Source organism: Mariniphaga anaerophila (assembly GCF_900129025.1).
Taxonomy (GTDB): Bacteria; Bacteroidota; Bacteroidia; order Bacteroidales; family Prolixibacteraceae; genus Mariniphaga; species Mariniphaga anaerophila.
In genome coordinates, this window is the sequence record NZ_FQUM01000001.1 from 650,727 (window position 1) to 670,612 (window position 19,886).

General features: G+C 38.8%; 14 protein-coding genes. 2 read left to right on the forward strand and 12 right to left on the reverse strand.

From position 1 onward, the window contains the following. Positions 1 to 72 precede the first annotated feature (72 nt). The 9 genes from BUB08_RS02640 to BUB08_RS20200 form a co-directional block, all read right to left on the reverse strand. Positions 73 to 2,703: a sodium:solute symporter family protein gene (locus BUB08_RS02640; protein ID WP_072998627.1), complete on the reverse strand. Its 2,631-nt coding sequence runs from the start codon at positions 2,701 to 2,703 to the stop codon at positions 73 to 75. Between the two features lie 17 nt (positions 2,704 to 2,720). Next, positions 2,721 to 3,662 carry a dihydrodipicolinate synthase family protein gene (locus BUB08_RS02645; protein ID WP_072998628.1) on the reverse strand — a complete coding sequence of 314 codons (942 nt, stop codon included), beginning with the start codon at positions 3,660 to 3,662 and terminating at the stop codon, positions 2,721 to 2,723. Beyond that, positions 3,659 to 4,849, reverse strand: a complete 1,191-nt coding sequence (locus BUB08_RS02650; RefSeq protein WP_072998906.1) for a sialidase family protein — start codon at positions 4,847 to 4,849, stop codon at positions 3,659 to 3,661. Before BUB08_RS02650 ends, BUB08_RS02645 begins: the two co-directional genes overlap by 4 nt. A 99-nt stretch (positions 4,850 to 4,948) precedes the next feature. Further along, on the reverse strand, positions 4,949 to 5,851 hold the full coding sequence (locus BUB08_RS02655; protein ID WP_072998629.1) for an alpha/beta hydrolase: 903 nt from the start codon (positions 5,849 to 5,851) through the stop codon (positions 4,949 to 4,951). A 26-nt stretch (positions 5,852 to 5,877) separates the two neighbouring features. After that, on the reverse strand, positions 5,878 to 6,570 hold the full coding sequence (locus tag BUB08_RS02660; RefSeq protein ID WP_139249590.1) for a GDSL-type esterase/lipase family protein: 693 nt from the start codon (positions 6,568 to 6,570) through the stop codon (positions 5,878 to 5,880). A gap of 62 nt (positions 6,571 to 6,632) precedes the next feature. Further along, positions 6,633 to 8,276 (reverse strand): sialidase family protein, encoded by a 1,644-nt coding sequence (locus BUB08_RS02665; RefSeq protein WP_072998630.1) that lies wholly within the window; start codon positions 8,274 to 8,276, stop codon positions 6,633 to 6,635. 72 nt (positions 8,277 to 8,348) lie between these two features. Then, the gene (locus BUB08_RS02670) at positions 8,349 to 9,860 is read right to left on the reverse strand and encodes a PKD domain-containing protein (RefSeq protein WP_072998631.1); all 1,512 of its coding nucleotides are present in this window, start codon (positions 9,858 to 9,860) and stop codon (positions 8,349 to 8,351) included. A 24-nt stretch (positions 9,861 to 9,884) separates the two neighbouring features. After that, positions 9,885 to 11,018 carry a sialidase family protein gene (locus BUB08_RS02675; RefSeq protein WP_175549928.1) on the reverse strand — a complete coding sequence of 378 codons (1,134 nt, stop codon included), beginning with the start codon at positions 11,016 to 11,018 and terminating at the stop codon, positions 9,885 to 9,887. A gap of 53 nt (positions 11,019 to 11,071) precedes the next feature. Further along, a complete protein-coding gene (locus tag BUB08_RS20200) occupies positions 11,072 to 11,326 on the reverse strand; it encodes a RagB/SusD family nutrient uptake outer membrane protein (RefSeq protein ID WP_139249591.1) in 255 nt (84 codons plus the stop codon). 391 nt (positions 11,327 to 11,717) lie between these two features. Between BUB08_RS20200 and BUB08_RS02690 the strand changes: the two genes are divergently transcribed. Then, on the forward strand, positions 11,718 to 12,056 hold the full coding sequence (locus tag BUB08_RS02690) for a helix-turn-helix domain-containing protein (RefSeq protein ID WP_072998634.1): 339 nt from the start codon (positions 11,718 to 11,720) through the stop codon (positions 12,054 to 12,056). Between the two features lie 11 nt (positions 12,057 to 12,067). Then, positions 12,068 to 12,370, forward strand: a complete 303-nt coding sequence (locus tag BUB08_RS02695) for a helix-turn-helix domain-containing protein (RefSeq protein ID WP_245820161.1) — start codon at positions 12,068 to 12,070, stop codon at positions 12,368 to 12,370. Positions 12,371 to 12,382: 12 nt separating this feature from the next. Here BUB08_RS02695 and BUB08_RS02700 read toward each other — a convergent pair whose 3' ends face one another. From BUB08_RS02700 to BUB08_RS02710, 3 genes are all read right to left on the reverse strand, one after another. Continuing rightward, positions 12,383 to 17,605, reverse strand: coding sequence for an Eco57I restriction-modification methylase domain-containing protein (locus tag BUB08_RS02700; RefSeq protein WP_072998636.1), 5,223 nt, complete (start codon positions 17,603 to 17,605; stop codon positions 12,383 to 12,385). Beyond that, the gene (locus BUB08_RS02705) at positions 17,595 to 18,029 is read right to left on the reverse strand and encodes a DUF1896 family protein (RefSeq protein WP_072998638.1); all 435 of its coding nucleotides are present in this window, start codon (positions 18,027 to 18,029) and stop codon (positions 17,595 to 17,597) included. Before BUB08_RS02705 ends, BUB08_RS02700 begins: the two co-directional genes overlap by 11 nt. Before the next feature lie 96 nt (positions 18,030 to 18,125). Beyond that, positions 18,126 to 19,502 (reverse strand): DUF3945 domain-containing protein, encoded by a 1,377-nt coding sequence (locus BUB08_RS02710; protein WP_072998639.1) that lies wholly within the window; start codon positions 19,500 to 19,502, stop codon positions 18,126 to 18,128. Between the last annotated feature and the right edge of the window lie 384 nt (positions 19,503 to 19,886).

Consider the following 19,886-nt stretch of genomic DNA (forward strand, 5'->3'; position numbering starts at 1 on the left):
CGGGTTACTATTCGCAGAAATGCATAAAATATTTGTATCGTATTTGGTTTTAAACATTGTACAAAGAATTATTCAACTTTCGCTCTGAGAGAACAAACTAACTACATATCCCAAAACAAAACATGAAATAACCCCGGTTGCCGAGTAAACAATTAAGTGAACTGGTTCGTAAATAGCAACGATTATCTGGACTATAATACTGCCTGCAATACCAATCAATGCACTTATTGAATTCACTCTTTTGGTCAATACTCCCAGAAGAAAAACACCTCCAAGACTTCCAATAACCAAACCGAGGATTTTCTGAAATTCATCCCAAAGCGATTTTACATCCATTGTTGCCATAAAAAAGGCAAAGAGTGTTCCAACAATGCCAATTACCAGAGTAGCTCGGCGGGCCAAGTTCAATTCACTAACTTTCTTATTTAATCCAAAGCGAAAATGGATATCTGTTGCATAGGCTGTTGCAGCAGAATTCATACTACTGCTCAAACTACTCATGGCTGCCGCAAAAATACCCGCGATTAGTAATCCGGAAATACCAGCTGGTAATTGGGAAGCAATATACCAGGGGAAAATGGCATCGTTGTTTTGAAAGGTTGGATTTAATTCACCAGGAAAGAAATTGTAAAAAGCAAACAAAGCTGTTCCAACGAAGAAGAAAATAAATGTTGCAGGAATAACCAGGATAGCATTTGTCCAGACGCTCTTACCCGCTTCTTTTTCTGTTTTGGTGGTAAGATAACGCTGCACCATAGTTTGGTCGGTACCATAGGTGGTTATATTTGCAAAAATCCCGCCCAATATCATCACCCAGACTGTTGGCTGCTTTAGCGACCAGTTTAAGTCAACTACATTAAACTTGTGATTTTCTGCTGCCACTTCAACAATAGATGAAAATCCGCCATCCACCGCAAGCATAATTAATACGAGTGATAATATAGCCCCACCGAGAAGAACAAAAACCTGCATTACATCGGTCCAGATAACCGCTTCAATACCTCCCATCATGGTATATATCAGACTAATAACTCCCATCAGTGCAATACACACAAATATATCAATACCTGTCACGACATTAAGTGCAATGGAAGGAAGAAACATTACAACACCCATACGACCTACCTGAAACAGGATAAACGAAAGACTACCAATTAATCGTACAATAATATTAAAACGAATTTCCAGATATTCATACGCAGTTGTAATATTCAGCTTCCGGTAGAATGGAATAAAAAGAAAAACGATCAGAGGTGCCACCAGTATAACGGTCATATTAAGCATAAAATAAGACCAGTCGGCAGAAAATGTTTTTGCTGGTATAGCCATAAAAGTAATTGCACTTAAAGCTGTCCCAAAAATACTCAATCCGGCAGCCCACCAGGGGACACGCCCACCACCTTTAAAATAGTCGTTAGTATCTTTCTGCCTCTTTGAAAAAAAGTATCCCATCCACGACAAAACCAAAAAATAGAGAGCAATGACCAATACATCCAAAAATCCCAGATGTTTTGCATCTGTATTTATATTTATTTTTAAGATGTCAGAAGTTCTTACACCAGGCCGTACCTCACCTGAAGGAATAATTACATCCCCTTGCCATTGTACAGCCTTAGTAGTAACCTGCCCTGTTCCCGGCAGTTCGCCCACCTGGTAGGTTTTTTGGGTAATTGTATTGAAAGCGATTAAACGATTGCCAAAACCGGGATGATTATTCAAATGGTCCAACAAGTTACTTTTCATTTGAGTGATTTCATTTTCCCGTTTATTTCCGGCCATTTCAAGTTCTGCTATTTGGTTTTCTATTACCAGCTGCTTTCTCATCATTTCCCCATCGGCCCCAGAAGCAAATACAATGGTCGCAGCTCCAATAGGGAAAGCTGTTCCAGCCATTATCGGAAAATCCTGCTTATCTCCCTCAGAGATAATGCTCCATTTATTCAAATTAGGATTATACACATGTGCATCATAAAGTGCCTCAGGATTTTTATCTGGTTGTACTTTACGTCCGGAAAAAAGATAAAAACAGTTGGTTTCCCCGTTACTTTGCCCGGATCCAACTGCAAATGCCCTTGATTCTCCATCCCATGCAGGCAATTGTTCCCATTTCCAGTCCAACGGATTTTCACTGGAAATATCCAAACAATAAAAGTAATTTGTTGAACTACCTTCAACTTCAGAGATTCCACCAGCCACATAAATCTTGTTATCCACTTCTGCATAAGCAAAATTTGTTAAAGGAACAGGCAGTTGGGGACCAGGAATAACTGCAACATTTTTCTGCTCGGGAATATATCTTAACAGCCAACTATCAGATATTACCTTATCTTTTGTGTTACCACCAAAACAAAGTAATCCGGCAGAAGTTGAGACAGCACCTCCATAGCCTGAATGGAATGGGATTTTCTCCTTCATCAATTCCCAGGAATACTCTTTATCTTCTGTTTTTTGCAGTACGAAAATATCATTGTAATACACCTTTGTTCCTCCTTCCCACGGCAACTTATCCGGGAAATTTGCCCCTCCGGCTAAAATCAAAACGTCATTATTAACTCCCGTGTATGGTCCTGCCAATCCTGGTTGAACACTATAGCCTGAATTAGGTAGCAAATCCGGGAGTGATGAAAACTGAAAATAATCATTATTTGCGAGTCCGTTAAGGCTAAAAACGCCCAGCAAAATGAAGGATAATAGAAGTCTCATTGAATAAACTTTTGTAACTAATTATTAATAAAAAATTCAGGGATAATATTTTTTGCCTTTACCCGGATAGGTTCAGCCAAATCTTCAGGAATTGATTTATGAGGCCAGCGTAATTTTGCACCTACATCAGCCCAACCACCAACCATAGCTATAAACCTGTCGCAGGCATGGTTCGGATAATTGTATTTGACAATAAACGGCTCGATAAGCTCTTTCATAAATTTGTTTATTCTTTTCTCAAGTTCCAAAGCAGCCTCTGCATCTTCATTTATCAGGTTGAACCATTTTTGTGCGGCAAAGGGATTGAGACATGCTAAGTTTGAATATGCCCCGTTGGCGCCGTTTTTTATGCCTGTTACCAGCCTATGCCCCGGGATAAAAACCGAAAGTCCTTCGCCGTATGTTCTCATTTCCGAATACCAATTATCATCCCCGTTGGCATCAAAAACTTTAAGCCCTACAAGTGACGGAACGTATTTTTTTATATACGCCCAGTCTTTAGGAAAGAGTTGTTTTTTTGCATGAGGAGGATTGTATAAAACCAAGGGAATTCCAAATGCTTCCTCTTCCAGTGTTTGCAGAAAAATTAAACTTTCTTTCAGTGTAACCGGAATCCAGTCGGGTAAAATAACTTGCACTGCCCCTGGCTTTAAATGTCTAATCAACTTTAACCTTTCTAACGAAATTTGAGGACTCATGTGGCTTACACCAATCTGAAAAGGGATCCCTGCTTTTTCGCATTTAACTGTCAGCATTTCGCTTACCTTCAAAAATTCTTCATCCGTTTGTGTATAAAACTCACCTGCTGTTCCGTTAGAATAGATACCGTTGGGATTGGATGAAATTAAAACATCAATTTCCTCATTCAATTTTGAATAATCGATGTCCCCTTTTTTATCGGTTGCCAACAAAAGGGTTGCCCAATTCCCGAATATTTCATCTGAAGATAAAGGTCTCATTTTTTTAAGCTGTTGTTCTCTAATAAAGTTCCTTCGTTAAACAATTCTTTGGGATTGAAAGCGACAAATACCAATTTTTCGTAAGGTCTTTTTTCGCCTGCTTCAAAAAATAATCCGACTTTTTCGTTGGGTAATTTCACTAAGCAAGAGTATGCAGAAGGGCCCGCATAGATCATTTTACTGTTACTCCATGATTCACAATCGTCAAAACTAGTTTTAACAGTCATGGCAGTGCGCCCAACCGAAACGGCTGGATTAGAAAACAGGTGGATTGTTTTTCCATTATTCTGCCCGAAATTCAGGATACTGGCCTGACATTTCGATTCCACCAGCTGATAATCATGCTCAATTTCCGACCATGTTTCTCCGCCATCTATACTGAAGCTAATTGCCCGAGCATGCTGACCGTTGTAGGACCGCATGTTCATCAACAGGCTTCCGTCAGCCAGTTCAACAACCTGACTTTCATTACAACCTGGTTTTATTGGTTCGCTCATTTGCCATGTTTTACCATGGTCGTCGGAAAATAATACGTGTGCTCCATACCCGAAGGGGCCTTTGCGAATATTCCCGTTCGGATCATCGTAACTGTGATTGGCCGGTATAATTAATCTCCCCTCGTATGGCCCATTCTGCACCTGAATCCCAATCCCCGGTCCTGTTGCGTACCATCCCCATGAAGTATCACGGCAGGTTTCAGACATATCAACATGAACAGACCATGTTAATCCATCATCATCTGAATAACATGAATAAGGGAGTCGGGCCGATTTGCCAGTTTTATGTATTATTTCCGTTTCATCATCCTCTCCATCATTCCGCGAGGTAAACAACCATATTCTTCCGGTTTCTTTGTCTACAACCGGGCATGGATTACCACAGGTATTTGTGCTATCGCTCCAAACAACAATTTCGTCACTCCATGTTTTTCCATTATCTGATGATCGTTTTAAAAGAATGTCTATATCGCCGGTATCACCAGCCTCACGAGCTTCACAAAAGGCGAGAATTGTTCCTTTGGGGGTAACAACGACGGACGGAATCCGGTAATTATTGTATTTACCCGATCCCTGCTCCCATAGAACAGTTTTTCCAACATTACCTTTTTTCTCAAAGCCTAACGTAGTTAAACAGCTCAGAATGAATACCAGAGTAACACTCCGGAAGCTTGCTATTTTTATGTTCATTGTTTGTTTTTTTAATAATTTTATTTTTTTCACCCGCTTGATACCCATGGATCATTTATAAGTACTTAAATATCAGGGATATTTATTCAGATACTATAACTATTCGATAATATTTATGATTTTCAGCCAGGATATAAATAAATCAGGCCAGTTATTGGCTGGTGGCGTGGAGTTTCTAATACCAAAACCATGTCCGCCTTTTTGAAAGATATGGAGTTCGCAAGGAACATCATATCTCCTTAATGCAGAATAGAATTCAATTGAATTTCGCGGTTGTACTGTTTTATCGTTATCAGCCAAGATAATAAAAGTAGGAGGCATGAGGGGACTAACATTTAACTCATTTGAATATTGCCTAATTAATTTTAGGTTATGTGTCTGACCAATTAAATTATCCCGCGTTCCCATGTGCCCGAATTCCTCATTTAATGTAATAACAGGGTACAGTAATGCCAAAAAATCGGGGCGACAACTTTCTCTTTCCAACAAATCTGCATTTTGAAGATCTCCTTCATCAAAAATGGTTCCAACTGTAGAAGCCAAATGTCCCCCGGCTGAAGAACCCATAATACCAATTTTGTTTCTGCGAATTCCCCATTTTTCCGCATTCTTTCGAACAATCCGCATAGCTCTGCGTGCGTCATCTGATGGAATGTTATGATTTCCATTCGGCAATCTATATTTTAGTACTATTCCTGCTATTCCCTTTCCCTGGAAAAACTTTGCAATATTATGCCCTTCACGGCCTATCGCTTCAAAAGAGTAACCTCCGCCCGGACATATAATCAATGCTGCGCCTGTATTTTTCTCTTTTTCTGGCAAATAGACATAGATTTCGGCTTCTGAGATGTTACGGATACTTTCTTTTCTGTATGCTTCTTCCGGCAGAAATATACCGTTATCATTTGGACTTCCGTCAGGCCATACTTTTAAGACGAGTGTTTGAGCTATTAGCATTCCAGGCACAAATATTCCAAATAATAAAATCAGATAGGTCTTCATACTAAACTCCCGACTTAAATGTGTTATTAATCCTCAATAAATTCCCTGATAATGCTGGACCAAAGTAAATAACCACTGCCTTTTAAATGTAAACCATCGTTCGTATACTTTTGGTTCATTCGCTCATCATCCTCATTTTTGAAACGGGAATACAAATCGATGTACATTATTCTATTTTTTTGGCAATAGCTCTTAATTCTTTTATTTATTTCTATAATTTCGATTCCCTTGCTTGTGTGCTTAGGAAACTTCCCCAGTTTATCATTCACTGGCAAAATACTTTGTACATACAATTCTGTTTGAGAAGATTCATTCCGGATTCTTTCTGCAATGTGAATAATACCCTGAACTACAGAATCAACAGAAGCACCATGCTCCAGGTCATTAATCCCGATCATTAGAAATATTTTCATAGGATTGCCCGGTAGAATGGTATGCAACCGGTTGTACAAGCCGGTAGTGCGATCACCGCTAATTCCCCTGTTTTTAACGTGGCTATTATTCAACAACTCGCTCCACTCTCCAAAGTTTGTAATGCTGTTGCCTATAAAAACAATGTCGGTTGAATCAACAGAAAGCTTTTCAAACATCGAAGCTCGTTGATAATAAAAAGTGGAATAATTGTCTTTCTGAGCCCATGAGTTTGATATCCCCAAAGCCACCATTAAAAGGGCCAGTAACTTGCGTTTAATATTTAAATTATGCTGTTTAGTTTTCATTATTATAAAGCATTTAAACATATTAAAGACCAAATTCCATTATCGGATTCATCAGTTCTTTCTTATTGTAGGATATTCTTAATATCAATGGCCTGGAATGTCATTTGTGCCTGACTTCCTTCATATAAAATTCCAATGGTATTTTCATCAATGGAAGTCAGACAAGAATAACCGGCACCTTTGCCTTCATCCAATTCAATCCAGTATTCTTCAGGCCATGTTTGTCCTTCATCAAAGCTTACTTTAATGGTTTGCTTATGACGATTGAATTTAGAGTTGGGATTTGAAAATAACAATATACTCTTTGCCTGTCCGTTCTGTGCGGTATAAGTATGTTTGTGAATACTTGCCATGCAAACAGGTTCGATTAAGGCACCATGTGAAGTCTCGTGCTCAGTCCATGTTTTGCCTAAGTCGGAAGTGGTGGCAATTGCCCTGCCATTTGTCTCGCCTTTATTCTTACGATTCCTGTTATCGCGCATGTTTAACATTAATCGTCCGTCTGACAACTCAACCACCATACATTCGGTGGTATTGTGATACGCTATTTCGCTGGTAGTCCATGTAATTCCACCATCTTTACTATATGTAATATTTGAAAATGCTTGTCCCTTTTCATCTCTACCCTGAGTTGGAAAAACCAATGTCCCATCTTCCAGGGTAATACCATGACCCGGTGCAGGTGCCCAAAGCCACCATTCTTCCTTTTTACACATTCGGGTCAGATTAATGGGCTCACTCCATGATTGTCCATCATCGGTACTTTTGGTTAACAGGAACTGGCTCGTTTGCTTTACTCCAAAACCCGGTTGAGATCCTTTGTTGCGCCACTGGTGGTTCCACTCTTTACTCTCTTCAGTTAAGTTATTTACCCAAGTACCGTCGGAGTTTATTACTCCGTGCATCCAAAGTCCTGCAATATATATGTCTCCGGTATTTCTGTCGACCAAAATATTTGCATCGCTCACACCATTAAACTTTTCGGGCAAATCTCCCCATTCACCCATATCGAGGGCAATGCGCATGGGTTCCCAGGTATTTCCTCCATCGGTTGAGCGACTGACACCAATATCCATGTGGCCTTGCAAATCGCGTCCACTTTCCCGGCGAACATCATAAATCGCCAAAAGCGTTCCGTTATTGCTTGTTGCGAGTCCGGGAATTCGATAGGTATGAACATTATCTTGCATATGCTGACGAACTGCTACACCCATTCTCAACTTATCAGGACTAGTCTTTTTAGCTACGTTAATTTTTTCTCCATCAAGGAGAACATAATCAATCGAGATATCAATAAAATCCTTTATATCAATATGGTCAGCCAATTCACATGAAATCCAGAAATAATTATTTCCTTTGGAAAGTTGTTTTTCACCATTCAAAACAGAACAAGTGGAAATCGATTCAATCATCCCAAGTTCCTCTTTTGTGCTAAACAAAGAATCTTTTCCGGAAGAATAAATATGGACTGACTTCAGGTAATCCGTATTTGTTTCTCCCCAATTTATCTGAAGTCCCTGAAAATATTGCAAGGTAGAATCATTAACAATATCGATACGAACCAAAGGATTGTCTTTTTTCCCTTTAAGTACAGGATAATTAAATTCTCTTATTGAAACCAGTTCACTAAAATCTTTCTTCGTAGAGCAAGATATGCATATGAACAATAATAAGATTGGCTGGTAAAGTGATTTTCTTAGTTTCATTAATCCCTTTTATATTATGAACAAATCGACTGAAAAAGTTAGAGGGACGGCTACGTCCCTCTAACAACTATTTTAAAGGCCATAAAGTGCTTTTATTTCATCAACTGGTAAAACCCTGTCGTATAAAATAAATTCATCTATTAAGCCAGTATATTTGTTGGAGTAAGAGCCTCCTCCTCCGGTTTCTTGTGCACCTATCTTGAAGTTTTGGTTATTAGATACGTTTTTAATAACCCCTGTATCTTTTGTAGCAATTACCTCTCCATCAACAAAAATATTTGTTATTGTTCCGCTTCGTGTGCATACAACGTGATGCCATTCATTATCGGACACTCCATGGTCGGAATTGATTATCGCACCACCGGTATCATCTTCAACCGCAAATCTCATTTTTCTGGAAGTAGTATTATCCCCTATGCGAAGCCATGTCTGGTTATCTCCTCCGCCATTAGCACCACTTTCCTGCCAAATCATCATTTTAGAGGTAATGTCGGTTTTGATCCAACACGAAATTGAAAAATCTTCTGTTCCAAAATTGAAAGCTGGATGATCGGGAACAACCAGAGCACTTTCTCCATCAAATAGTGCTGCTCCATTTAATTCCTTACGATCCATGTTGTCGAAACTAATCGATCCCGATTCTTCATTTGTTGGATCAACGTTATTTGGTCCTGCATCATTCCAATTGCCATCAAATGGATAAAGCGCGACCAGACCATTGCCCGGGACAACAAGCACATAGTCAACAACTTCTTTTTCAGATGATTTAAAGTCATTGGATGCTTCAAGTTTTACTTTATACCTTCCCGGAGAAGAATAACTGACCACAGGATTTTTTTCAGTTGATGATGCTGGAGTACCTCCTTCAAATGTCCACGTCCAGGAATTAACTGTTCCAAGCGTCGCATCATTAAACTGAATTGACCCACCTCCGTATGTACTTTTAAATTCGGTAGTAAAATCAGCTTCAATGGATGTTATATCTATAACATTTAATAACTCTTCTTTTTCCGTAACGTCGTCTCCCTTTGGATTACTTACTGTCAGCCTTACCGTGTAAATGCCGAAATCGTTAAAAGTAATTGTTGGATTTTGTTCGTTTGAAGTAAGCGTATTGCCTCCTTCGACGGGGATAAACTCCCAGAGCCATGAAGTCGGAAGACCTTGCGATAAGTCCGTAAATGATACACTTTCTCCCTGGGTGATTGACGTAGCACTTTCGGTAAAATCAGCTGATACCGGGCCGTACTCGACAGTAATAAATGCGTCTTTCACTATTGAAACAGAATCGTTACGCTTACCAATAGTTAATTGAACAGGGTAAGTGCCAGGAGTACTATACATAATCTCAGGAGAACTTAAAGCCGAGGTGGAAGGTGTTCCTCCTTCAAACTTCCAACTCCATCTTGAGGGATCACCCTCAGAAATATCCGTAAAAACAACTGATTGACCAGCTACTACATTTTGACTTTCAGAATTAAATTCTACCCGAAGAGGTAGCTCCTCAAGTTCATCCTGGCAGGAAATAATTAACCCCAAAACCAGAATGGTTAATAATATTGTAATGTTAAACTTAGTTTTCATTGTATACTTTTTTGATAATTGTAATTAAAATCTAAAATCTTCAATTGAAATTAACTGGTAAACAATTCTCTCATACCGGGCTGATATGCCATGTTCAAACAGAATTGCGATCTCATCTTCGGAGACATTTACAATGTCAGAATAAGCTGACGGTCCAGAATGAACAGCATAAGATCTTGACCATACTTCTCCATCGTTGGTACTCATTTTTATGGTCATGTTTTCTCTTTTGGTACTGGCTGCATTTGAAAAAAATAAAGTATGTTGACCATTTCGTTCCATTGCCAACAAACTACCCTGGCAAACAGGATCCAATAATTCAAAATCAGGCATAGGTTCTGTCCAGGTTACACCTCCATCAGAACTTGTTGATACCAGCCTAAAATTATTAGAATTACCACATCGCATGTTTAACATTAAATCTCCATTGGAAAGTTCAGCAACTGTACTCTCGTTCGGATTGTATTCATTTTCAGGAACATTATTCCCAAGCTGCCAGCTTTCTCCACCATCGTCTGAGTAGATTACATGTGAGTGACCTTTACCTCCTTCTGATTTTAAGGAAATATTGTCGCATGGAATTACCAACCGACCTGCATAATTTCCTTTCTTAATTTGTATCCCATGGCAAGGTCCTGTTGCATACCATCCCCATGTTGATTCTTTTACAGCAGAAGTAATTTCGTAAGGCTCTGTCCAACTCACTCCGTCATCATCAGAAGTAGTTACAAACACCCTTCTGGTATCCTTGCTACTTCCATCATTAATTTCGCCTATATGATCCTCTCCATTATTCCATGTCATCAGTAGAATAATCTTACCTGTAACTTCATCTACCACAGGAGCCGGGTTTCCACAGGTATTTGAACCATCGTCCCAAACAATGCTCAAATTACTCCAACTTTTACCATTGTCGGTGGAACGTTTTACTACCAGATCAATATCACCTTCATCGGCACAACCATATTTCCTCCCTTCGGCAAAAGCAAGCAAGGTGCCTGATTTAGACCTTATTATTGCAGGAATACGGTAGCAACTATAACCTTCTTGTCCCTTTTCGAAAAGAGCAATATATTCCTGTTCTGGTTCTTTCTCAATCTGTTCGGGCTCTTCTTCATTCTTAGCACAGGATATAACGCCAACTAAAAGAAAACACAATAAACCGATATTACGAATAGAAAAATTAAAGATCATTGATTACCTAAATAAAATTATTGATATCCTTCAGTTTGTTCAATCAGGTTATTATTGTCCAGTACAGACTGTTCAACCGGAAAATATAGCGGATAACCATCTTTTCCATTTAAATTGGGTACCTGATCGTAAATATCGATGGTTCCTCCGTAATGAAAGCGAACAAGGTCAGGATACCTTTTCAACTCCAGGAAAAGCTCTTTCCAGCGTTCATTAAGAATTTCTTTTTCAACTGAAACCTTATCCTGGGTTCCTGAAGGGACTCGAACTATTTTTCAAATCCTCAGATATTCAATATCTTATATCCTACTAGATTCTAACAGTAACGAATTAGTAACGATAAAAAAGTCTTCAATTGTCTCAACTTGTCATAGAACTTTCTGTAGTAACTTATAGTTTCAAAGATACAAAAAATGAACCTTTCATGAAGCATTTAAAAGATAAAAACACAAAGTAATTAAAGAAGGCTTTAGTTATGATAGATCAATCTAAAATTATTTTGAAAAGGAGCTATCTATATATTACTCTAATAGACAGAAGCCAACTTTCTCTCAATCTTTCGATTACAAAACTCAAAAAAAAAAATCACACCCAACTTGGTAACAACTTGGCAAAGAAGAATCTTTATTCGCTCCAATTTTACAAAAACAAAAAAAGTAGAATATGGAACTGATAACATTTGAAAGCCAAACATTCAAAGAACTGGTTAACAAAATTGATAAAATTGCAGCTTACATTTCCAAGTGCGAAAATCCGACTTCAACAGAAGCCAAGGATATTTGGCTGGATAGTAATGAACTTGCGGATTTATTGAAGATAAGCACAAGGACATTGCAACGCCTTCGAAAAGATAATCTTATAAGTTACTCCATCTTACGGGGAAAATGTCTTTACCGTTTATCTGATGTTGAAGAATCATTGCGTGAAAGGTTAATCCCAAGCGACCCAAAAACACTTGAAGCTTTCCGTAAAAGATACATGCTCCACACAAAACAATTTTAAACCTCTGACCAATGTTGTACATAGACAAAGAATTATTTGAGGCATGGATGGAGCGTCTATTGGAAAGGATAGAAGTACTTGACCGAAAGATGGAAAAACTCAACAACTCTAAAAACCAACTTAATGGGGAAAATCTGTTGGACAATCAGGACTTATGTATGCTACTAAAAGTTAGCACCCGTACTCTTCAACGCTATAGAAGCTCAGGTCTTCTCCCTTACCGACGTATTCAGCAAAAAACTTTTTACCTGGAATCAGATGTCCATAAATTTATTTGTCAGAAATTTGTAAGCAGAAATAAAAAAGGAAAATGATATTACTTATGCCTATCCTACTTTAACTTGCCTAACTTCAATATTTTCTGCAACTAAATTTACAGCATTTAGATTATTGGTGGATTCAATTACATTTCCGTTATCAACATGAACACTATCCTTTAACGACTGCTGAATATTTCTGTCCAGCGATTTAAGCTCCCCTTTCAATTTTCGTAATTCTAATTCTTTTCTCCATTTGCTATTAACCACCTCATCATAAACAGGAATATCCTTACTTGCCTTTTCAGCATACTTCTTATGGTTGTCAATTAAAAACGGAATCCGTTCCAGGGCTTTCATAAAATTTGTGGCGGCAAGTTTTGGGTCTTTGGCAATATGTCCGTTGTTGTAGGTGTATTTTATACCACTTTCGCCCTCAATAAAAAAGCGGTTTTCTTTAAAATCAAAACCATGTTTCATACTGGCTTCAGTTTTTACAAGAATATTTAAATTGTAAAGACTGCCTACTTTTAAGTATTCACCTTTGGTATTGGCTTTTTCGTTTATCTCATTCAATTTTGCGCCAATAACTTTGGTATTTGCGCCTGTAACTCCATTTAACTGAACTGGATTTAAAGGCAAACCAGCCTCGTCTTTTTGAAGTCTCTTTTGAAGAACGGCCCAATCCTTTTCCATTCGTTCAGCCATTTGGTTATGAGAACCAATAGTTTCCTTAATATCCTCTAATCGGTAATGGGCCGAAGATTTACTTCGGTTAAAAGCTTGTCGTTCGCTTTCCAAAGCAGTAATTTGTTTTTCCAGTTTGGCTTTCTCCAACAAATCGGTGTTCCCCGACAGAATGGCCACATACTCGGAAAAATTCATCCCCGATTTTTCATCCAGGCTTCCCTCATCAATGGTGCGTTTTCCAAGGTTATTGATTTTTAACTGCTGGATAAAAAGTTGTTTGTTATGCAGTAAGTTGAATTTGTAAGAATCCAGGCTTTTTTCAACAGCATAAATTATCACATCTACTTTGTTATCGGCACAAAGTTTGGCTATTTCATTTCCTTTGCGGATTGCCCTACCCTCTCGTTGTTCCAAATCTGACGGTCGCCATGGAGAATCTAAATGATGAATGGCCACCGCCCGTTTTTGTGCATTTACACCTGTTCCCAACATATCGGTCGAGCCAAATAGTACGCGGATGCGTCCCTCGTTCATGGCTTCAATAATTGTTTTTCGGGCTTTCTCTGTTTTGGCTTCCTGTATAAAACGGATTTCATGGGCGGGGATGTTATGGTCGCTTACCAGTTTTCGTTTTATTTCTGAGTATGGCGACCATTCACCCGGCTTGTAAGTTCCCAAATCAGAAAATACAAACTGGGTTCCTTTTTCTACGTTGTGCTTTTTGTAGTACGAATGAATTTGAGCCGCACAGTGCGATGCTTTGTTATCCACATGGTCGGAATAGTGTGGGCTAATCATGCGCATATCCAGCGACATTTTTCGGGCGTAGTTAGTTGCAATTAGCATCTTGGCTTTTTCTTCCCGCTCTGAAAGTGGAGGTCTGCCCAAAACAGTAGCATCGCCATTTTTTGCAAAGGCTACCAGTTTTTGGATAAATACTTCCTGTTGCGGTGTTAGTGGAATATTATGCAAAATTTCGTTTTTCTCAGGGCGGTCAATTCCAATATCTTTTGCTGTGCGGTAATCGGTAATTTCGTTGTAAAAAGCTGCCAACTCTGGAACCTTTATAAAATAACGAAAGCGCTCTTTTTGCACTATCTCATTCGTTACCGAGAATTCATAATCGGTAGTCTTTTTTGCATATACGGCAGCCCAGGCATCAAAGGTTTTAATTTGTTGGCGTTCCAGTTCTTTTGGCCGCAGGTATTTAAACAAGAGGAATAATTCGGTTAGCGAATTTGAGATGGTTGTACCCGATAAAAAAGTTGCCCCCAAATCTTTGCCGTTTCGTTCCTGAATGGTTCGAATAGCAAACAACATATTCAAAGCTCGTTGGCTTCCCTGTGGGTTTCCCATTCCTGCAACACGGTCGTGACGCGTATTAAACATCAGGTTTTTAAAACGGTGACTTTCATCCACAAACAAATGGTCAATGCCCATCATTTTAAAGTCAACCACATTATCTTTTTTATTTTCAATATCGTGGGTTATGGTTTTCAATTTTACTTCAAGGTTCTGTTGCCTTTTTAATAAGCCTTTTAGCATGGCTCTTGAAACATCGCCTCCTTGCCGTTTTACCATATCAAGGTTTTCTTCTACACTTTCGAGTTCAGACTGCAAAATTTGTTGCTGCACCAACGGAGATTGTGGTATCATCCCAAATTGGTCGTGGGTAAGTATTATGGCATCCCACGAGTTGTTTTTAATATCCTGAAAAATTTTCATTCGTTTGGCTGGCGTAAAATCCTGCTTGCCCGGATAAAGGATTTTGGCATAAGGGTAAGCCGTTCGAAAGGTTTGGGCAATTTCATGGATATTGGCTTTTAAACCAACAATCATGGGTTTGTTGGCCAATTTCAAGCGTTTCATTTCATAAGCGGCACAACACATAATCAGCGTTTTGCCGGCCCCTACTTCATGGTCGCAGATACCTCCGCCGTTTTGTTTCAACATCCAAATAGCATCTTTCTGGCTATCATAGAGATTTTTAATTCCAAGTGCTTTTAAATCAAGTTTGGGAAAACTCTGGTGCGAACCGTCGTACTTCGGACGAACATAACAATTAAAGGTGTTGTTGTATAAATCCCTTAGCTTTTGTTTAAACTCTGGCTTCTGCTCATTCAGCCAATCGGTAAAGCCATTTCGTATCTCATCAATCTTGCTGTTGGCTAACTGTATGGCTTCGCTGTCACGCACCTTTACCTCTTTATCGCCAACCATAATACGTTTAGTAATGTTTGGTGTGGAATTTACCAAAGCATGTTTCATTAGCGCAATACCATCGTAGTTTCTGCTTTGCGATTTTACTGCATGCTTTTCGTAAATATTGGCATTGGTAAATTGAGCTTTTACCGAGAATTCATCCATTGATGGCGAGTAATGGATGTTAACATCGGTTTTAAACAAATCGCTTGCATATTCTCCATAAATACGTGCAGGAATCCAGCGCTCTCCAAAGTTAAAATCAAGCTCATCAAATGTGATAGGTTGTGGAATGGCATTTTGCAAAGCTTTTAAGGCTTCCTGCGATTGCGTATCGTTGGGATGATTTTGCAGATAGGTTTCAATATTCTGGGCTTTCTCAATCACATTCCCGGTAATAAACTTATCGCTTACCTCATAGTTTTGAATCAGCGGATTATAATACACCCTGCCATGAAGCTCATCAACCAATTCTTCACTGCTTTTTCCATCCAAAAGTGAAAGCATATAATCAGTTCGCACTTCTCCAAATTTGTTTAATGATGCTGTCAGTGCTTCTTCCGCTGTTTCAACGTGTTCCAGTTTTTCGTTCTGAAAAGAAACCGGCTGGGTAAAAATATCGGCTTTTACCAACTCTCCATTTTCTCCTCGCTCCAATGCCAATACCTCGTTGGCACCCGAATCCATTTTCAGCAAGCCAAGGTTTTTCAGATTATTCAGGTTCCCATATCTTCGTATAAAATCATCGTAATAGCTGTTCAATAAAAAACGGTTGGTGGTATCTTCTTTTTGCCGGGTTGCCTCGTTATTGTATAGCTTATGGTAAGCATCCCGAATTTGAATAAAGGTTAATGCTTTTGCTTCTTGTAAAGGATTTTGGTCAAGCCGTTTAAATATAGTTTTCCCGTCAGATAGCTCCTTTAAATACCCCAGTTGGCCGTTATCTTCCACAAACGAACCTTTTGCATAATGTTCAAGAATTTCACCTCTAAATGGCCTTTCATCGGGGATTCTAAAATTATCAGGATTGGGCTTGGCTTTTCTTCCATTAACTTTTGGTGGTGCTGTAAACAGGTTTAATTGTTTACCGTTTCTTTTTTTTGATTTTCGCCTTTTGGTTGATTTGGTCTGTATCCGTTCTGCCTGGCTTAATCCAAACAAATCGTAAAGATTTTGAGATGGTTCATGTTTATTTCCTTGTTCTTTTTTTGAATTGGAGATGGAAACTATTTTCGATTTAGCTTCTTTTCCCTGGAATAACTCTACATTCAGAATTTTACTTAAATCAGCTTCAAGCATTTTATTCAGGTCGGCAGCCATGCCTTGAATTCCACCATTGTGAACGAAAATTTGAGCAGGTTTTCCATAAGGATTTGTATCAATAAAGCCCTCAGTGTGAACGACCCTTTGAAAGTTGTTGTAATAAGCATTATTGTCAATGCCGCTTGATAGTTTTTCGCTTTTTACAAAGTCTTGCTCCTCATCCGAAAGCTTATTCTTTGTGGAATCTTTTTGAAGAATAATCAAGTCGCTACCAACTTCTGTTCCGGCATATTCTTTAAAGAGATTATTCGGCAAACGCACAGCAGAAACCAAATGCGTGTTCTGCATCAACCAGTTTCGGATGGGCTCGTTTTGAGGCGAGTTCATTACCCCTTGCGATGTAATAAATGCCAGCAAACCGCCCTCGCTTAGGCTATCAACTCCTTTTAGGAAAAAATAGTTATGAATGTTTCGAGTGGCTTGTTGCCTTACTTTGTCGCTGCTTTTAATAAACGAAATATCAAAAGCTGCCACATCGCCAAAAGGAATATTCGATGAAACTACATCGAAAGAATTATTGAAACGGCTTTCCAATTCCTCAAAACCTTGCCGCCTGATACTATCATTGGGGAAAATATGAGAAAGAAGTTTGCCTGTTAATATGTCTTTCTCAAAAGCAGTAATGTTCGGTGTCTGATTCTGCTTTTTAAAGGCTGAAATAAACTCCCCCATTCCTGCTGATGGGTCGAGAAAAGATTTTGGATTGGCTCCGCTTATGTTTAGGTTTCCTGCAATGGTATTTACAATTTCGGGCGGGGTGTAAAACGCGGTAAGTATGGAATTTTTCAGGCTGTTGACATACTGCTTGTATTCCTGCTTGGAGTTTGTGTTACTCTTTAATGTTTCATGCAATTCAGCAACTAATGGGAAAAGTTCAACTTCCGATTCCGGCCAATGAACAATATCCGATAAATCGTTGGCAGGATTCAATACACATTTTAAAGCCCCGAAACCCAAAAACTGTTTCAGGGCTTCTATTTCCTCTTCGTTTGGCTTCCGGTTTTCCTTATCCAGCTGAAAAGAAAGCTGAATGGCTTTAATATTTGCCCGTAGGTGCTGTTCTTTATTAAAGCTCATTTTCTTCCAGCCAAATTGCTATTGCACCAGTAAGCTCAGTATACAAATCCTTAAATTCCGAACTGTATGCAAATTCATCGTTCAAACGGTATTTATCAAAAATGGCTTCGGCCTTGCCTCGAAACCGAATAGCAAATGCTTTTGCATCACCCATGGGAATTAGTCCCGAAAATTCATTCCAGATAATTGATACAAGTGTATCGTGTTTTGAAAAATGCAATCCTTTGTAAAGTTCTTTGTGTGCGAGTTCTTCAGCCCCCTGATGGTTGTGACCGTTACGAATCGCTTCGGAATAAATTTGCGCAGCCTGGTCGCCACGTGTATTAAGTAAGTCGTTTTCATCGCTTAATTCGGGATGGCTTTCGTATAAAAAATGCAAAAGCGAAAGTTTGAACCACGAGAGTTCTTTGTGTTGTCTATTCATGACTTTGAGTTTTTAAAATGATTTTTGGGTGTTAAGGAAAGAAGCGTTCGGGGCAGTTCCCGAACGCTGGTACAAAACCGGACATATTGTAACGAATTACATTGAATGTGTTTTTGCCCGGATTCGTTTTGTAGCTTGTTGTTTTTCGGATGGCTGTTCCTGTCCCTTTTTCAAAGGCTCTTTTACATCTTTGGTGGCTTCATTGGATTTTCCCTCCGAGTTCACGGCAACCTGAGTTTTGCTGTTGTTGTCGGGAGTAACTTCAGCACCTTTTGTTTGGGCTTTGTCGGGATTCCACTTGTAAAAGTCGAGCTTGCCTTTTTCGTCGTTGATTTTTATGTAGGCATTAAACTCTTCACCTTTTTTGTCTTTCATTCCAGTAACGTAAATGGTTTCCCGTTTTTCCAGCTTTTGTTGTTGCTCTTCGGTAAGTTCCTTACCAAGTAGAGAATTGGGAATACGAACCTGTTTTTGTTCGTTTTGGTTTTGCTGCTGTTGATTATCGAAACGGAAACCAATTCCACGTTTATCGGCATCAACCTGCAAATGGGCATTAAATTTTTTTCCACTTCGGGCAGTCATTCCCTCCACATAAATGGAACGTCCATCAGCCAGTTCCTGCTTTTGATTTTCGTTAAGCTTAACACCTTTTATTTCATCAGGTATTTTTATTTTATCTGCCCGTGCAGCCACCAGTTCATTGGTTAGCTTATCTATTGAAAGGAAAACAGGGGTGATTTCACCCTCTTTGTACTGCGGTTGGATAACACGACCAACAGTTCCTGTTTTTAAGAGGTTTTGTTTATCCTCATCACTTAAAGTAACGCCAAAGTAAGGACGGTCGATTTCGGGTTTATTACGTACAGCATGAACTGCCAGCTTAAAATTACCATCGGCATCCTGACGAAAAGCCAAACGTGCATCGGTACGGATATTCAGATTATCGGTTTTAATGGTAATTGGAATTAAGCCCGGCGACTTCTGGAAGTTAAGCATGGGCTCCAGGTTCTTGGTGTTTTTCAGAAAGCCTTTTGACACACCCAACATTTCCAGTTGCTTCCAATCTACTTTGCTTTCATCAATTAGGTTTGGTTTTTCTTTTGAGGTTTGTGATTGTGTTTTGGCAAAGTCCTCAGGTTTTACCTCATGCTTTCCCAGCATCTCTTTGTTCGAAGGAGTATCAGGTTCTTTTAGCATTCTATCCAGTACCGCAGCTGTTTTTGCAACCAGAGTTGCAGGCACTCGAAAAAATTGAAAGTCGGTTGGATTTTTATACTGACGGTTGAAATTGGTAAAGAAGTTTTCCAAGGGATTTCCATGCCTGTTGATTTTTAAGAAACTGGCAGAATTGGCTTGTTTAGGTGCTTCGGTTTTTAGTTTACCGTTTTCATCAAAACCTGTTACGGCTTTTAGTTTTGCTTCGTTTTTCTCTTTAACCAGTAATACATCCTGTTCTTTGGTGTCTTGTTTCATGATACATTTCTTTTAATGATTTAAAAGCGAATGTATTAGCGATGAAACTATTTTCTATGAAAGTGGAAGTGTTTGACTTTATGACTGTAGTATTTGTCTTAAAGCATAAAAAATTGATCTGGTTTTTAATGTGTATTGTCCAAGATATTCAGTAATTTGTTGGTTAATAAAAACGAAAGTTTAAAACTGTATTTTTCTTTTAGAAAGTTTCCATTTGGGACAATAATCACAAAGAGTGGTATAAATATTGTGCGACTTTCGGTTTCTTAATTTGTGATTCTGCTGTCGATTAATGGTTGTGATTCCGATTCTTAACCCAATTATCAAAACAGTCAAGCATCTATATTTTAAACGAAATCCCTTTTTATAAGTGATTTATAATTA

Excerpts from the sequence above, each read along its gene's own strand:
- BUB08_RS02640 (WP_072998627.1), bottom strand. The coding sequence starts at position 2,703 with ATGAGACTTCTATTATCCTTCATTTTGCTGGGCGTTTTTAGCCTTAAC.
- BUB08_RS02645 (WP_072998628.1), bottom strand. The coding sequence starts at position 3,662 with ATGAGACCTTTATCTTCAGATGAAATATTCGGGAATTGGGCAACCCTT.
- BUB08_RS02650 (WP_072998906.1), bottom strand. The coding sequence starts at position 4,849 with ATGAACATAAAAATAGCAAGCTTCCGGAGTGTTACTCTGGTATTCATT.
- BUB08_RS02655 (WP_072998629.1), bottom strand. The coding sequence starts at position 5,851 with ATGAAGACCTATCTGATTTTATTATTTGGAATATTTGTGCCTGGAATG.
- BUB08_RS02660 (WP_139249590.1), bottom strand. The coding sequence starts at position 6,570 with ATGAAAACTAAACAGCATAATTTAAATATTAAACGCAAGTTACTGGCC.
- BUB08_RS02665 (WP_072998630.1), bottom strand. The coding sequence starts at position 8,276 with ATGAAACTAAGAAAATCACTTTACCAGCCAATCTTATTATTGTTCATA.
- BUB08_RS02670 (WP_072998631.1), bottom strand. The coding sequence starts at position 9,860 with ATGAAAACTAAGTTTAACATTACAATATTATTAACCATTCTGGTTTTG.
- BUB08_RS02690 (WP_072998634.1), top strand. The coding sequence starts at position 11,718 with ATGGAACTGATAACATTTGAAAGCCAAACATTCAAAGAACTGGTTAAC.
- BUB08_RS02695 (WP_245820161.1), top strand. The coding sequence starts at position 12,068 with ATGTTGTACATAGACAAAGAATTATTTGAGGCATGGATGGAGCGTCTA.
- BUB08_RS02700 (WP_072998636.1), bottom strand. The coding sequence starts at position 17,605 with ATGAGCTTTAATAAAGAACAGCACCTACGGGCAAATATTAAAGCCATT.
- BUB08_RS02705 (WP_072998638.1), bottom strand. The coding sequence starts at position 18,029 with ATGAATAGACAACACAAAGAACTCTCGTGGTTCAAACTTTCGCTTTTG.
- BUB08_RS02710 (WP_072998639.1), bottom strand. The coding sequence starts at position 19,502 with ATGAAACAAGACACCAAAGAACAGGATGTATTACTGGTTAAAGAGAAA.